Consider the following 14,398-nt stretch of genomic DNA (forward strand, 5'->3'; position numbering starts at 1 on the left):
GTGCGCGGTGTCGATCTGAAGATCGGGCTGGGCGTTGCCTGGAACAAGGACGACCCGACGGCGGCGAGGGACGATGTCATCGACATTGCCCGGTCACTGGTGCGGCCGGGAAGGTGAGGGGAGGGAGGCGCTGGATGGAAGCCTGATGGTCCTTCCGCGGCGTTGCCAAGGGTCGTCAGCGCCGGTCGGCCAGCAGAAGTACGAGTGTAGCGACGATGACGGCTAATGACGCCCAGACGCCGGGGGCCTCCAATGCAAGGAGAGTCAGGCCGCTGAAGGCGCACCAGAGCAGGGGGATCGGCAGAAGTAGCCAACTCCGCTTGCCGGAGGTTGCCACTGCCAATACGGTGCCGAGCGTCGTCGTTGCCGTGGGATCCGGCATCATCGCGAATATTTCGGCCGAGGCGAGCGAGCGCCCCGCCGGCCAGGCGAGGCAAGGATAGGCGAGCAAACCGAAAAGCATGAGGCCGATGCCGCCACGGTGCCGCAACCGGCTTGCGGGCCCATCCGTGTGCCGTGCGGGGGCTGGCGATAGAGCCAGTAATGCGGCCTGGAGTAGGAAGGCACCTGCCGCATAGGACATGCCCCAATGGATCGCGGTGTAACGTTCCCAGAAGAACTGCCAGGCGCAGAACAACCAGGCCGCAGCAAGCAGCGGAAAGGCCGCGACGCGGGCGCGCGGCAAGCCGGTCGCTGCCGGTGCGAGGATAAGAATTGCGCCGGCGATCCAGACAAGCTGCAACGGCCAGAATTGCTGGTTGTAGCGCTCTACGAGGCGGAAATAGACGCGCGGCGAGAACATCACCAAGTCGGAGAGCGTGTAGGTCCCCCATTCGGACATCAGCCAAATTCCCCTCTGGCGGCGCGCGGCCGCTCACAGCGCTTCCACATAGTCGATCATGCGCCGGCGCATCTGTTCGTCCGGCAGGGTGCCGCTTGCGGCCTCAAGGTTCTCGCGCACGTGATCAACCCTGGTGGTCGCGGGAATGGCGCAGGTGACCGCCGGATGGGAGATGATGAACTTCAGCAGGAACTGAGCCCAGTTGCGGGCGCCCGTCTCGGCGCGCCAGTCCGGCAGCGGCCCGTCCTCGAATTGCCGGACCAGGTCACCCTGTCTGAACGGGCGATTGACGATAACGGCGATACCTTTTTCCCGGGCCAAGGGCAGGATGCGCTGTTCGGGCTCACGGTCGAGAATGTTGTAGGTGAGCTGGACAAAATCGATGGGCTGGCTGGCCATGATGCTCTCGGTCTCGCGGTGCCTTCGTCCCTCCGATGTCGTGATGCCGACATAACGTAGCCGTCCCGCCGCTTTCATTTCGATGAGAGCCGGGAGGTGTTTTTCCCATGAGACGAGATTGTGGACCTGCACGAGATCGAACTTGTCGACGCCCCAGTAGGCGCGCGATGCCTCGATTTGCGGGCCTCCCTGTTCCGGGTGCGATATCCAGACCTTCTCGGCGGAAAACAGGCGCTTCGGATGGCCGAGCTTGCGCAGACCGTAACCGATTGTTGGCTGGGAGGAACTGTACATCGGCGAGGAATCGATCATGCGGCCGCCGCCATCGAAGAAGGCGGCGATCACTGCGGCACACTCGTCCCTGAGCCCCGGATCGTCGCCGACATTGAACGTGATCCAGGTGCCGAGGCCGACCACAGGCAATAACTCTCCGCTTGCCGGAATCGGCCTCATCAGGATGCCGGCCGGCTGGCCAAGGGCCAGTCGCGGCGCAAGCGGCAGAAATGCGCCGATGCCAAGCCCCTGAACGGCCGTGCGCCGGGTGATCGCCATCGGTTGCCCTTCCAAATTCCTTTGCAGGGCGGATAATGAGCTCGCTTGCAATGGCGCTGAAACCACGAAGTCGTGATCGGAAGCAGAGGCTCAATCTTCCCCATCAAGGGCTCGTCTAAGCGAGGCAATCGAGCTTCACCATTCCGAGCATAATTAACAATAGGGCAATGGAAGCAGGTTCGAATTCCTTCAAGGCGAGGGATAGGACACATCTGTGCTACCGGCTTCCGGTCTCCGCCGCGGCTGTCGGCGCGCAGTCGACGAACTGGCAAGGCCGGCCGCGACAGGAGCGCGCTCATGCGCGCCTTCGGGGTCTTCACGTAATTGGGCCATTGGAAAGCATTCGACAACCAGCGGTAATTCCGGCATCAAGGCTGCGCCGTTTGATGGAGGCAGGCTTGTACGTACCGCCGTGGACTATTTTCTCTGGGCTTGGCGCGGTTGATCGGCGTGAACTGTGCAATCTCATCGCCAGCTTTGAGGCTACGACCCTGGTTTCCATGTCCATGGATCGTGCCAGTGATGTGCTGTCACGCTTCCAGAAAGAAGATTATTCTTCGGATACAACAGCATTTGCCCGCCGCTTGAAGGTGGCCGCAGACAATCTGTTTGCGTCGGACGTATCCGATCGCGCCTTGCGCATTCGGCTGTGGGTGAGGATCGCCGAGGCGCTCGACCAGGACCCTACTTTCCCGTTGTCGTTCAGAAGAGCCAACTCGGTTGGTGCGGGTGTGGCATATAAGGCAGCGGCCGTGATCGCTATGCCTGTGGCTGAAGACAGTGAAGACGCGCCGCAGACGGGAATCAAGAAGGCTTGGAAGGCGTTGAGGTCGATCCGCGGCCGTCCCCATCAGGATTTCGCTTTCCTGGTTGCGGAGCAAGCGCAACTTGTAGCGAAGGCCGTGGCCGAGGCGGCAGCATCAGGCGATATTCCGGAAGAGCTTGCGAGCGCGCTTGGCGAACGTGTTCGCGACCATATTCGAAGCTTGCCGCCCGAATTGCGCGACGACGCGATGCGCAACGCGTTGACGGCGGGAGACCGGGCAGCCTTGGCCGTGCTCGCCACGGGCACTACAGCGTTTTCCATAGGCGTGGGTGTGAACCTGGCAGGGTTTAGCGCCTACATCCTTGCTGCCCAGGCATCCGCATTCATTCCGTTCATGAGCGGGCCTGCTGTCGTATCGACGCTATTCATGCTCGCCAATCCGCTATTCAGTATTCCAGCGGTCCTTGGTATTGGCTACCTCGCTCACCGCCATGTAAACGGTGGGCAGGCTGCAAAACTGGCGGCTATCGTGTCGGTCCAGCTGTCACTGCGTGGTCTATCGGCAGAGCGGGACGGGTTGGCAATCGCCTTGAACGATTTCAGGACCGCAGCGGGGGCCGATCTGGCATCGCTCCCGGCGAAAATGAGAGCAGAGGTGGGCGCGCGCAACGCGTCGATCTCCAAAGCGACGGCGGGAAGCTTGCCCACGGCGCTGGGCGGTCTCATGCATCCGTCACCAACCGCCGATCGACGGCGCCATCTCCTCGACGGCGTGCTCTCAAGAAGCCGCGGAGATGGCGCCGAGATGGCGGCCGTAGCGACACTTTCGGCGGGTGACATGCTCTACAACGCCGTATCAATCGATCCTGCGGTTCTCGCTGCAGCGGATTTCTCGCGCTCAGAGCACATTGCAGACATCTTTCAGTTCGGCGCATTTGCGAAGCATGTCGGATCGATGAGCGAAGCAGCCGCCGCTGGAGCAGGCAACAATCTTCGCGGATATGTCTCCGAGCAGTTCGTCGCGGCACGTTTGGCGGAAGTCGGTCATGTCGTCAGCTTTCCCGAGACATCGAACAATGCGGGCTTCGATCTACTTGTGGACGGTGTGCCGTTCCAAGTGAAATGCCTGCAGAGCATCGAAGGGTTGCGAACGCATTTCGCCAAGTATCCTGACATGCCGGTATACGCCAATTCCGAGCTGGCTGAGGCCGTACTCGAAAGTGGCGCAGAATGGGCGAAGCTCGTGTTCTATGTCGATGGTTTTGACCGCGAGATCGCCGATTTGATCATGACTACGTCCTTGGAAGCGGGCGAGGCGCTTGGTGATTTGAATGTGCCTTACTTCGCAATGGCCGCTTCCTCTGCCCGTCATCTTCACCGTGTGTGGCGCGGCCGCCTCCCGTTGTCGGACCTCCCGTTCTCGGTAGTTATGGATGCCAGTGTCAAAGGCGGGCTTTCTATCGTCGGTGCGTTATCCGGCAAGGCTCTAGGGCTTTTCATGTTCGGCCCAGCTGGCGCTCTTGTCCTTAGCGGTGTCGGGGGCGTTGGTGCGCTGCTCGGGGCGGGGTGGACAAGGGAACAGGTCACCCGATTGCTGTCTTCTGAATGGCTTTGTGAACTTGATGCTTCTACAGAGCGCTTCCGAACCTCAGTCCTGGCGGCAGTCCGGACCAAGGTCGGTATGCTCAAGGATAAGAACGCGCGCGTCCCTGAAACCGTGCCGGAGATCAAAGGCTGGATCAACGCGCGGTTCGCAGACGATGTCGTTTCCCTCGGAGAGGTTGAATACGATCTTGAGGCGGTCGTCCCGACACTCAGTCAGCCAGCGAAGGCGCGGGCCTGTCTCGCGGCCATGGATGCGGCCAAGGTCCACCCCCTGGCGGTCGAGGCGGAACTGGCGGAGCTTCTTGAAATTCTTGGGTCCGAGCCATCGAAGACACAGGCCTCGGGAAACAAAGCGGCGAAGGCTTGGGCCACGATGAAGTTGCGGTTGTCGTCAAGAGCCTGAGTTTATCCATCGCGCGAATTGGTGCGGCGGGTCTGTCGGGGGAAGGGCGTTTAAGTCTTTGCTGCGACTAGGACGGCTAGTGGCGACGGTTCATTACCGCAGGGAAGTTCTGCCGAGGTTTTAAGTCTTCCGGATGATGCATTTGCGGCATAGCGGCGGGCGTCGCAGAGGCTCACAACCAGTGGATCCGGCGGGAAAGATGGTAGACCCTTTACGATCCTAAAATTTCGAACGAGAGCATGCTCTGCACGCGGCTACGGTGCTCTCTCATAGTCCTAGCGGTTGGATCGCGCACGGGCTCTAAAGTGCTGAGGGGCCAACTCCGTTCACCGCCTGAAAGGCGAGGGCTCCAACCCAGTTCGCTGAGTTCCGCAGCGTTCGAGCCTGCCCCTTACAGATGTGGGCCAGGCTCTTTCTTCGCTTCATTCCCTCAGACTGCACTTGCTGGGATATCGGCCTTGCTTTCGTCGATCTTACGAGCGCGCGCCGCCAGGTCGATGTTTGAACTAAGAAGTAGTGCGTCAGCGGTTCCTGTGGCCGGCGGATAAATGACCTGCGTGTTGATCAGCCGCTTGACAGCTTTACCTTCGCTTCCTGTCTTGTCGACGCGGCGATCCCAACCCTGCGTAATGAGGGCGCCAGAGCGGCCGAGATCCAAGCAGGTCACGTATCGCAACTGTGTATAGGCCACCATTGGTAGCCCAAGAAGGTCGCGCGCGGCATTCTCGCCGGCCACACGACCACTTTGGCCCGCATGCTGACAGGATTGGAGTGTCCAGTGGCCGTCCCCAGTGTCGGCCGCCCCGGCATCGCCGGCCACGAAGATGTCAGGTACGTCAGGCACCTTAAGCGCAGCATCAACGATAGTACGTCCGAGATGATCCCGCTCACCCGAAACCTGTGCGGCGAAAGGCGCAGCACGCATGCCAGAGGTGAGCACAACCGCGTCGGCCGTGATCGAACTCCCGTCCCTGAAGACCACCCGATCCTCTGCCAGACTTTGCACGACAGCTCCCAGCCGCAGCTCGACATTGTGGGCCGATATTGCATCTTCGATCACCGGGCGCGGCGCGGAGCCCAAATGCTGCCCGACGACCTCTGCCCGGTCGATCAGAACGATGCGCGCCCGTTCAGCCACGCCGTCTGGATTGTGCGCCTTGAGCCGGTCACGCAACTCGAGCGCCAGTTCAATTCCGGTAAAGCCGGCCCCCACAATGGCGATCGTTGGCTCTGCGACTTGCTGAGCAATCTTTTCGAGGCGCTGATCGAATGCGATTGCGTCTGCCTGGTCATCAATCGAGTAGGCGGTTTCAACGCCGGGAATTGGAGGGCGCGGCATCTGGCTTCCCGTTGCCACGACCAGGCGGTCATAGGTGTGGCGCTGCCCGTCGGACAACGTCACGGTTTTGGCTGATGCGTCGAGGTCCGTCGCTTTGCCAGATATGAATGTCACGTCGACTTCGGCCAGCAGAGGCAGGAGCGGAACGGACAGCGTCTCAGGCTTCGGCTCATAAAGCCGCGGGCGCATTTCCAGCACCGGCTTCGGCGAAATCAAGCAAATCTCTGCGCGATTACCAGCGACACGACGGGCGGCAACAGCGGCCCAGAAGCCGGCAAAACCACCGCCAATCACGAGAATCTTGCCTGCGTGATCAGCGCGTGGGCTGGTGGGGTCTCGATGTGTCATGATCATCTCTCTTTGGTTGCGGTCGAGAAGCATGACGATCGAGGCTCGCGAGATGTGACATCCAGCCCGTATATTTTTGCTTTGAGATTTTGCTGAGCGAATCCGGCCGGTTGACGATGCCGTTGCGACACGTTGCGCCCGCTCATCCCCGACCGCGAACAGGTGTCCACCAAGAGGCCGGCCTAAACAGCCCGCCCACGCCCAACCAGGAGGATGCCCGGACGGACATCCTCCATCTGGATAGACTATCGAAATCGCCTGGCGGCGTCCGTTGCCATGCAGCCAACGCACCAGCGCGCATACATCGGGCCCGGCCGGCGGCATCGATCTCAAACCCCATCCGATAAACCCCGATCACCAGAAGGTCCGATCGCCCCGCGTCTCCCATGCCTTGCGGCGGGGCCGTTCCCACTCCGTGACGATCTCCTCGACCGAAAGCACGAGACCGAGCATCTTGCCTTGCATGCGGATGACGAAACCGACGGCCCGGCCGCGGGCATCGTCAAATGCATAGGACATCCGCCCACCGAGCATCATCATCGACGGCTCCTGCATATGCAACCCTAGACTGGCCTGGTCGTCGAGATAGTCGAAGAGCGCCTGGGGGGAAGCTGCAATATCGGCGATGGCTTCTGCCGAGCGAACGTAGCTCATGTGATATCGCCCGAATCCGCCGGACGGTCTCGATGGCCATGGCGATGTCCGCCGTGACCGTGGAAGAAGTGCATCAGCGGGCAGGCGAGCAGCACCAGGTAGGGCGTGAAACCCAGCGCGTGTTGCCAGTGCTCGCGAAGCACGAAGAACGCGACGATCACCGCGAGAGAAGCGGTAAACAAAGTCCATCTGCGATCCCAGCTCATATCCGTACATTCCTCAACCTGAGAGAATTCCCGATCACACTGACAGACGAGAGAGCCATCGCCGCCGCGGCGATGATCGGGGACAGCAGGAGGCCGAAGGCCGGGTAGAGCACGCCTGCCGCGACGGGCACTCCCGCGGCGTTGTAGATAAAGGCGAAGAAGAGGTTCTGCCGGCTGTTCTTCATCGTCGTATGGCTCAACTGCCGCGCCCGCGCGATCCCCTGGAGGTCACCTTTGAGCACACGCCCGCGCCTGGCTGATATTGTTCCCGTCGGAAGGGGGGCTCGCAAATCCAGATTTCGTTGAAAGGCTGTAGTCGGGCGCGCCGTTTAATGACCCCGACCCGGGACCCATTCTATGGAACTGGGACCAAGGGATACACAGACTATCCGACACTGACAAAGCCCAATTGCGCGGCGACCGATGGCATATGCGTGCCAGCAAGCTAAATGACCCCTCGGCACGGAGCGCTCAATGGCGACAAGCTTATAAGCGGTTCGAGCGCATTGGGTAACGTTGTGTTACGGCTGTTTGGCGACGCCTGTATCGGTGCACCTACGAACCGGGACAAAGATATCTGCTTTGGTATGATCGACTTGGACGATCTGGAGTGGACGCGAGGCAGCGAGCATTCCTGGAACAGCAGTTGTTCGTTTCACGACGTCGGTTTCGCCCCGTCGTTTGGCGCGCTTCTGCAGGTCGATGTCTTCGAGACGAGTTTCAATTGTCCGACGATGTGGCGGCTTGAGCCCGGCTGAGATGCAGCCCATTTGTACATCCCGAACCAGTTGAGAAATGCTGGGGCGGTTCTTATTCAGGTAATGCCGGTTGATTGTGGTGCAAATGATTTCTTCTCGCTTGTCGTCGAGCACTCGGCTGCCGTCTGGCCGGCCGGGTTTACGCTCCACCAGCGACATTACCGTTCCCCCATTTCGAAACAGCTTGATAAGACGGAATACGGTTGCCCGACTGACTTCGAGTTCGGCAGCCAGTAGCGCCATATCCCGGCTGCTACCTTGCCGGATCGACGCATCAGAAATCCTCGGATCGCCTCGGCTCGTCGACACGCCTCATCCCAAAGCACTTCGTCAATCTCGTCGGGCAATGGATCGCTCATGCAGAAACACCGCCTATTTCGTCGACGGTTGAATCTCACATTACGTGCCAAAATCAAAGGATCAATCTCAAATTAACTGCCAAGTCTCAATTTAAGTGCCAGGCTACCTTATTGAAACTATTGTCGTCGGAGTCTTGCGGTTAAATGCAAAACAACAGCCGCGCCTGTAACGAGGCAATCGCGATGGTCCGAGGCGTCGGCTTCTATGAGCCGCGCCCAAGGGCTGCGAGACGCCGGTTCGGCGGGCACGTTGTCACTCCTCCCTGAATGCCCTCAGCATCTGGTCGGTGAAGGGTTTTGTGAGGTAGGAAATGGCGGTGCGTTCGTCGGTCTGGACGTAGACTTCCACCGGCATCCCGGGGATGAGCTTCTGCTTGCCGAGCTTTTCCACCGGCTCGGCGATGTTGATCGTTGCGAGGTAGTAGGGCTGCCCTGTGGCCCTGTCGAGCGTAGTTGCCGCAGCGACGACGGCAACTTCACCCATAAGTTCTGGCGTCGTTCGCTGGTTGAACGTCGTAAAGCGCAGGCGGCTCGGCTGGCCGGGGGCGACGCGGTCGACATCGATCGGCGGGATGCGGATCTCGACCGTCATGTCGTCGCCTTCGGGAACGACCGACATCACGCTTGCGCCGGGTGCGATGATGCCCCCGATGGTGTGGACCTGCAGGTCGTAGACGAGGCCGTCGACAGGGGCGCGCACGTCCATGCGCGCCAGCCGGTCCCGGGCCGCGACCTCGCGCTCGCTGAGCTCGGCGATCTTCGCCTCGATGCCGACGATCTGGGTCTGGGTTTCCTTGCGGGTTGTCTGGTCGATCGCCATGAGCTTGATCCGCAACTCGCTGATCTGGCCGGCCGCCTCGGCGATCCGGGCCACGAGCTCGCCCTTGGTGCCGTCGATGCGAGCCATCTGACGCAACAGATCGCGGTGCTCGGAGACCGGCACCAGGCCGCTTTTGAGCAAGGTCTCAAGCTTGGCGATCTCCTTCTCGACGATTTCCCTTTCTGCATCGCTTGAACCGGTCTGAGCCTTGAGGCCACCGATCTGTTCTTCGAGCTGGTCGATTTGCAGTCGCAGCTGATCTTCCTGGCTGGCAATCATGCGGCGGTTGGCCTCAAACAGCTTCAGTTCGCTGACCCTCAGCACCTCTCCGACATCGAAGCCCTCGAAGGAGACCGAGCTTTCGCCGTCGCGTTCGGCCTTGAGCCGCGCGCGCATGGCGTGGAATTGTTGCAGCTGGCCGCGTACGATCGCCATTTCCACCCTGGTCTGCGTCTCATCGAGACGAACGAGAACGTCACCCTTTCTGACGCGGTCGCCGTTGCGCACCGTGATCTCGGAGACGATGCCGCCGTCGCGGTGCTGGATGAGCTTGACCTGCTGCGAAATGGCGATCTGTCCCTGGGCGATGACGGCGCCCGAAAGGCGCGCGTGGGCGGCCCAGCCGCCAACACCGAAGACAAGCGTGGCGGCAAACACCGCGGAAACGACCACACGCGAGGTGATGCCGAAATGCGTGGCGTTCTTACCGATCTTGCTGGCGGATCTGGCCGGGTTCTCGTCGTTGGTGTTGCTCATCGTTTTCTCCCCCGATTTCGCTTGAATGCCCGATTTTCGCTTGAATGAATGTGGTCGATGCGAAGATGCGCGTTGCCGCCGTCTACACGGCGTCTCTTGCCTGTTCCGCTGCACTGTCGAGTGCTGCAAGGATGAAATCCTGCTCGCTCAGCGCATGGCGTCCGGCAATCAGGAATTCGAGATCCTCGTCGCGTTCCAGATCGACGATCGCCCGCACAACGGTGCGTTCCGTCCCGCTGAAGGTCTCGTGATAGTAGGTAATTCGGTTGACGGGCGACGGGCTGCCATCGTCATCAAACGGCACGAAGGCGAGGCCGCCGATCGCTTCGGCGATCTTCGACAGGTCGATGCGATCTCCGACCTCAAAGTCGCGGATTTCGTCACGGCCCATGCCGCTATTGGCAAGGGCGGCGAGGCTGCGGAAGACAAAGATGTCGGCGCCGGCGCCGCCTGCCAGAAAGTTGACGGCGTTGCTCGCGACGATGACATCGTCACCCTTGCCGCCGACCGCAGCCTCGATGGAATCGAGCATGTCGGTGCCAATCTCCACCCCGGTTGCGATGCCGTGTTCCAGGTCGATGACGATCGATTGCGCGGTCGCTGACGCATCGTAGGTATCGACGCCTTCGCCGCCGTCGATCGTATCGTCACCATCATCAGAGCCGGACACGAGGACGACCACGAATGCATCGTCACCGTCCTCGCCCTTCATGTCGTCGTCGCCGGCGCCGCCCACCAGCACATCGTCACCGTCGCGTCCGCGCAGACGATCGTCGCCGAGGCCGCCGAAGAGCATGTCGTCGTCCCGGCTGCCCGAAATGCGGTCGTCTCCGCGACCGCCGACGATGATTTCGAAACCGTCGATGCGATCTTCGCCGATCTCCTCGCCTTCGGCGATCCCGGCCTCCATATCGGCCAGTACCGTTTGAACCAGCGCCGAAAGGTCCAGCGTGTCGACGCCATCGCCGCCGCTATAGATGTCGTCGCCGTCATCGTCGCCATCGCCGGATCGCTCGAGCGCGACGACCACGATCGTGTCGTTGCCGGCGCCTCCCGAGACGACATCATTGCCGTTGCCGCCGACGAGGGTGTCATTTCCTGCATTGCCGGAGATGATGTCGTCGCCGTCGTTGCCGGTCAGCGTGTTGTCTGCGGCGTTGCCGGTAATATGGTCGTCACCCGAACCGGCAATGACGTTCTCGATGCTGTCGATCGTGTCTGATCCGATCTCTTCACCGGTTGCCGTGCCGGCATCGAGGTCGACGACGATGGCGGCGGTACTGCTGCTGGCATCGAGCGTGTCGTCACCTTCGCCACCCGCGTAATGATCGTTGCCATCGCCGGCGAGAACGGACTCACTGCGGGCTTCTTCCGCGCTCAATCCCGTCACGATCGTGTCGTTGCCGGCTCCTGCGAGCACCGTGTCGTCGCCCGATCCTCCCGTCAGTCGATCGTCACCTTCGCCGCCGTCGACGAGATCGTCGCCTGCGTCCCCGTCGAGAATGTCGTTGTCTGTTTCGCCGAACAGCCGGTCGTTGCCCTCACCCCCGGAAAGATAGTCCTCACCTGCATCGCCGATGAGGATGTCGTTGCCATCTTCGCCGTAGAGGTGGTCGTTGCCATCGCCGCCGAACAGGATATCGTTGCCGCGCCCGCCAAACAGGCGATCATTTCCCGCTTCGCCATAGAGCGTGTCGTTGCCGCCGCCGCCGATCAATGTGTCGCCGCCCGAACCGCCAAGGATGATGTCGTCGGACTCACGACCGTAGACGATGTCGTCGCCACCGAGGGCTGCGATGATGTCGGGCTGCGGCGTGCCGAGCAGCACGTCGTCACCCTCCGTTCCCAGAATTTCTCGCGCCGGCCAGTCGAGCAGCGTCATGAGCGCGCCGTTGACCGTGCGACCGGTACCGTCCGTGACCGAGTAGGTGAAGGTGACGTTACCGAGAGCGCCGCGGTCCGGCGTATAGAGCCACATGTCCTCGCCATAGGACCGGATCGAACCGGAGGAGACCGTCAGGTTGGCGACAGAGAGTCGGTCGCCGTCGGGATCGACGGTGTTGGCGAGCAGATCATTCAAGAGGATGACGGCCGAGAGGTTCATCAGGCCGCTGGCGAGCACGTTGCGGCCGGTGACGACAGGCAGGCGGTTGCTGCGCGCACTGCCGTCGTCGTCGTCATCATCGCTGTCGTCATCCGGATCAGGGTCGTTGGAACCGCCATCATCATCGTCGTCGTTGTCCTCCTCATCGTCGACGCCAGGACGCACCGGCGGCGCACCGCCGATCGATGCCAGTCCAGGGAAATCGAAGGACAGCAGGTTGTTGTCATTGGCGGGCCGCGTGCTCGTCTTGAACGGCCGCTCGTCGACGAAATCGGTGTTGGGCATGCCATCGTTTAAGGCAAGTCGCACGGAAGACCTGAGGCGGCCGAGCCGGGTCGACAGGACGTCCTCGGGAAAGGCCAGGTCCTGCAGAAGTCCCTGGATATATGCGGCGGCATTTTCGATCGCGTCGACCGCACCGGACATATCGGGCCCATCGGTTGGCTGTTGAGGGGCGGCAGGCTCGCGAGCCCGGCCATTGTTCACCGGTTCGCTCTCCCCATCCTTGCTGCCGACCACGGCCCCGAGTGCGCCCAGGAACAGGGCCGACAGCGCCAGGCGCCCGCGCTTGCGCCCAGGTCCTTCGGCGATTTCGTACCGGTTCATGGGTGCGATCGCCTTCTGGCTGTCGGGTCGCTTCAGGATGAGCGTGTCGTCCATGACATCCTCCTCGGCTTGGTGCCGGACCTTTCGGTGTCGCTATTCGGCCGCTGCCGATGCGCGCGGCTGTTGCGCCATGACGCCATCCGGGCGTCGAGATTTCTCGACCACCAGCGGCCGCGTCTTTTGATGTGGCAGGATCTCTTCCTTCGGACCGAAGGCGACCAGTCGGCCGGCCTGGACGAGGCCGATCATATCGACCATCTGCAGCGCGCTCGGACGGTGTGCGACGATAACGACGATGCCGCCACGCTCGCGTACCCTAAGGATCGCCCGGTTGAGCGCCTCCTCACCCTCTGCGTCGAGATTGGAGTTGGGCTCGTCGAGCACCACGAGAAAGGGGTCTCCATAGAGTGCGCGGGCTAGGGCGATGCGCTGTCGCTGGCCTGCGGACAGGGCGGTTCCATGGGGACCAAGCTCGGTCTGGTAGCCGTTCGGCAGATGCACGATCATCTCATGGATGCCGGCAGCCTTGGCGGCGCGAATGATAGCCCGCGCATTTGGGGCGTCCGCGAAGCGCGAGATGTTGTCGGAGACGGTTCCATCCATCAGCGCCACGTCCTGCGGCAGGTAGCCGACATGCTGGTTGAACAGTTCCTCCCGCCACTGGTTGAGGTCGGCGCCGTCGATGCGCACGGCCCCGCGCAGGACCGGCCAGATGCCGAGCATGGTGCGTGCGAGCGTCGTCTTGCCGCCGCCCGAAGGCCCGATCAGCCCGAGCGCCTGGCCGGCCTTGAGCTCCAGGCTCACTTCGCTGAGCAGCACCGCTCCGGTCGAAGGCGCTACCGTTGTCACCTTGTCGAACGTCAGGCTGGCTTGCGGTGCGGGCAGGTCGAGATTGCCGCCGCGTTCGTCAAGCACGCCGAGCGTCTCGTTGAGGCGGTGGTAGCTGCGCCTGGCGGAGACCACGCCTTTCCACTGGGCGATCGCCAGATCCACCGGCGCCAGCGCTCTCGCGGTCACGATCGAGGAGGCGATGATTGAGCCGGCCGACATCTGGCCGCGGATGGCGAGATAGGCGCCGAGCCCGAGGATCGCCGACTGCAGGATCATGCGCAGCACCTTCGACAGGCCGGACAAGGTGCCGCCGACATCGGACGTCTTGGTCTGACAGTCGAGATGACGCCGATTGGCCTTCTCGAACCGGTCGACAGCTCGGCCGGTCATACCCATCGCGTGCAGCACGTCGCTGTTGCGGGCATTGCTCTCGGCGATCGAACTGCGCGCCACCGAAGCCTTGATCATCGGATTGGAATGGCGACGCGTCAGGACCTCGGCAAGAACGGTGAGCAATGCCAACAGCAGTGCGCCGCCGAGCGTCAGGTAGCCGAGCATCGGATGCAGCAGCCAGACGAAGGCGAGATAGATAGGGATCCAGGGCAGGTCGAACAGCGCTACCGGTCCCTGGCCGGCGAGAAAGCCGCGCAGGGTATCGACGTCGCGGCCGCGTTCCGTGGCTTCGGCCGTCGAATAGCCGAACCGTGGCATCTCGATGACCACCTTGTGGGCAAGCGGCGCGAGTTCCGCGTCGAGCCGGGCGCCAAGCCGCACGAGGATCTGGGACCGGATGACGTCGAACAGCCCCTGAAACAGGTAAAGCCCGACTGCAAGCACCGACAGCGCCACCAGGGTGGAGATGCTTCCGCTGGTCAATGCCCGGTCGTAAATCTGCATCATGTAGAAGGCGCCGGTCAGCGCCAGGACGTTGATGATGCCCGACAGTCCGAAGAGATAGATCAGGATACCGCGCATGCCGCCGATCTTGTGTTGCGGCTCTTTTTTCTTGCTCATGATGAGTGCCCCTTTTTGCCCCGCGCATCGTGTCCCG

At 61.8% G+C, this 14,398-nt stretch carries 10 protein-coding genes and 2 pseudogenes; 2 read left to right on the forward strand and 10 right to left on the reverse strand.

From position 1 onward, the window contains the following. Positions 1-117, forward strand: a pseudogene (locus C1A35_RS36930) (LysR family transcriptional regulator); the annotation flags it as partial. A gap of 58 nt (positions 118-175) precedes the next feature. Here C1A35_RS36930 and C1A35_RS34575 read toward each other — a convergent pair. Together C1A35_RS34575 and C1A35_RS34580 are read right to left on the reverse strand one after the other, a co-directional pair. Beyond that, positions 176-841: a DUF6064 family protein gene (locus tag C1A35_RS34575; RefSeq protein WP_104668747.1), complete on the reverse strand. Its 666-nt coding sequence runs from the start codon at positions 839-841 to the stop codon at positions 176-178. A gap of 33 nt (positions 842-874) precedes the next feature. Then, complete coding sequence (locus C1A35_RS34580; protein ID WP_104668748.1) at positions 875-1,792, reverse strand: aldo/keto reductase; 918 nt, start codon at positions 1,790-1,792, stop codon at positions 875-877. Positions 1,793-2,190: 398 nt separating this feature from the next. Between C1A35_RS34580 and C1A35_RS34585 the strand changes: the two genes are divergently transcribed. Next, positions 2,191-4,566 (forward strand): hypothetical protein, encoded by a 2,376-nt coding sequence (locus C1A35_RS34585; RefSeq protein WP_104668749.1) that lies wholly within the window; start codon positions 2,191-2,193, stop codon positions 4,564-4,566. Between the two features lie 430 nt (positions 4,567-4,996). Here the strand turns inward: C1A35_RS34585 and C1A35_RS34590 are convergent, their stop codons facing one another. The 8 genes and pseudogenes from C1A35_RS34590 to C1A35_RS34625 form a co-directional block, all read right to left on the reverse strand. Continuing rightward, a complete protein-coding gene (locus tag C1A35_RS34590) occupies positions 4,997-6,286 on the reverse strand; it encodes an NAD(P)/FAD-dependent oxidoreductase (RefSeq protein ID WP_104668750.1) in 1,290 nt (429 codons plus the stop codon). Positions 6,287-6,607: 321 nt separating this feature from the next. After that, positions 6,608-6,907 carry a hypothetical protein gene (locus C1A35_RS34595; protein WP_234823122.1) on the reverse strand — a complete coding sequence of 100 codons (300 nt, stop codon included), beginning with the start codon at positions 6,905-6,907 and terminating at the stop codon, positions 6,608-6,610. Further along, on the reverse strand, positions 6,904-7,113 hold the full coding sequence (locus C1A35_RS34600; protein ID WP_104668751.1) for a DUF2933 domain-containing protein: 210 nt from the start codon (positions 7,111-7,113) through the stop codon (positions 6,904-6,906). Before C1A35_RS34600 ends, C1A35_RS34595 begins: the two co-directional genes overlap by 4 nt. Next, positions 7,110-7,355 (reverse strand): annotated as a pseudogene (locus C1A35_RS34605) (haloacid dehalogenase); the annotation flags it as partial. The gene C1A35_RS34600 and the pseudogene C1A35_RS34605, both read right to left, overlap by 4 nt. Before the next feature lie 279 nt (positions 7,356-7,634). Further along, positions 7,635-8,180, reverse strand: a complete 546-nt coding sequence (locus C1A35_RS34610; RefSeq protein ID WP_199773110.1) for a hypothetical protein — start codon at positions 8,178-8,180, stop codon at positions 7,635-7,637. Positions 8,181-8,483: 303 nt separating this feature from the next. Further along, positions 8,484-9,806, reverse strand: a complete 1,323-nt coding sequence (locus tag C1A35_RS34615; protein WP_104668752.1) for an HlyD family type I secretion periplasmic adaptor subunit — start codon at positions 9,804-9,806, stop codon at positions 8,484-8,486. 82 nt (positions 9,807-9,888) lie between these two features. Next, positions 9,889-12,570, reverse strand: coding sequence for a calcium-binding protein (locus C1A35_RS37160; RefSeq protein ID WP_104668753.1), 2,682 nt, complete (start codon positions 12,568-12,570; stop codon positions 9,889-9,891). 39 nt (positions 12,571-12,609) lie between these two features. Next, a complete protein-coding gene (locus tag C1A35_RS34625; RefSeq protein WP_199773111.1) occupies positions 12,610-14,361 on the reverse strand; it encodes a type I secretion system permease/ATPase in 1,752 nt (583 codons plus the stop codon). Between the last annotated feature and the right edge of the window lie 37 nt (positions 14,362-14,398).

It is taken from the genome of Ensifer adhaerens (assembly GCF_002940685.1).
GTDB classification, from domain to species: domain Bacteria; phylum Pseudomonadota; class Alphaproteobacteria; order Rhizobiales; family Rhizobiaceae; genus Ensifer; species Ensifer adhaerens_E.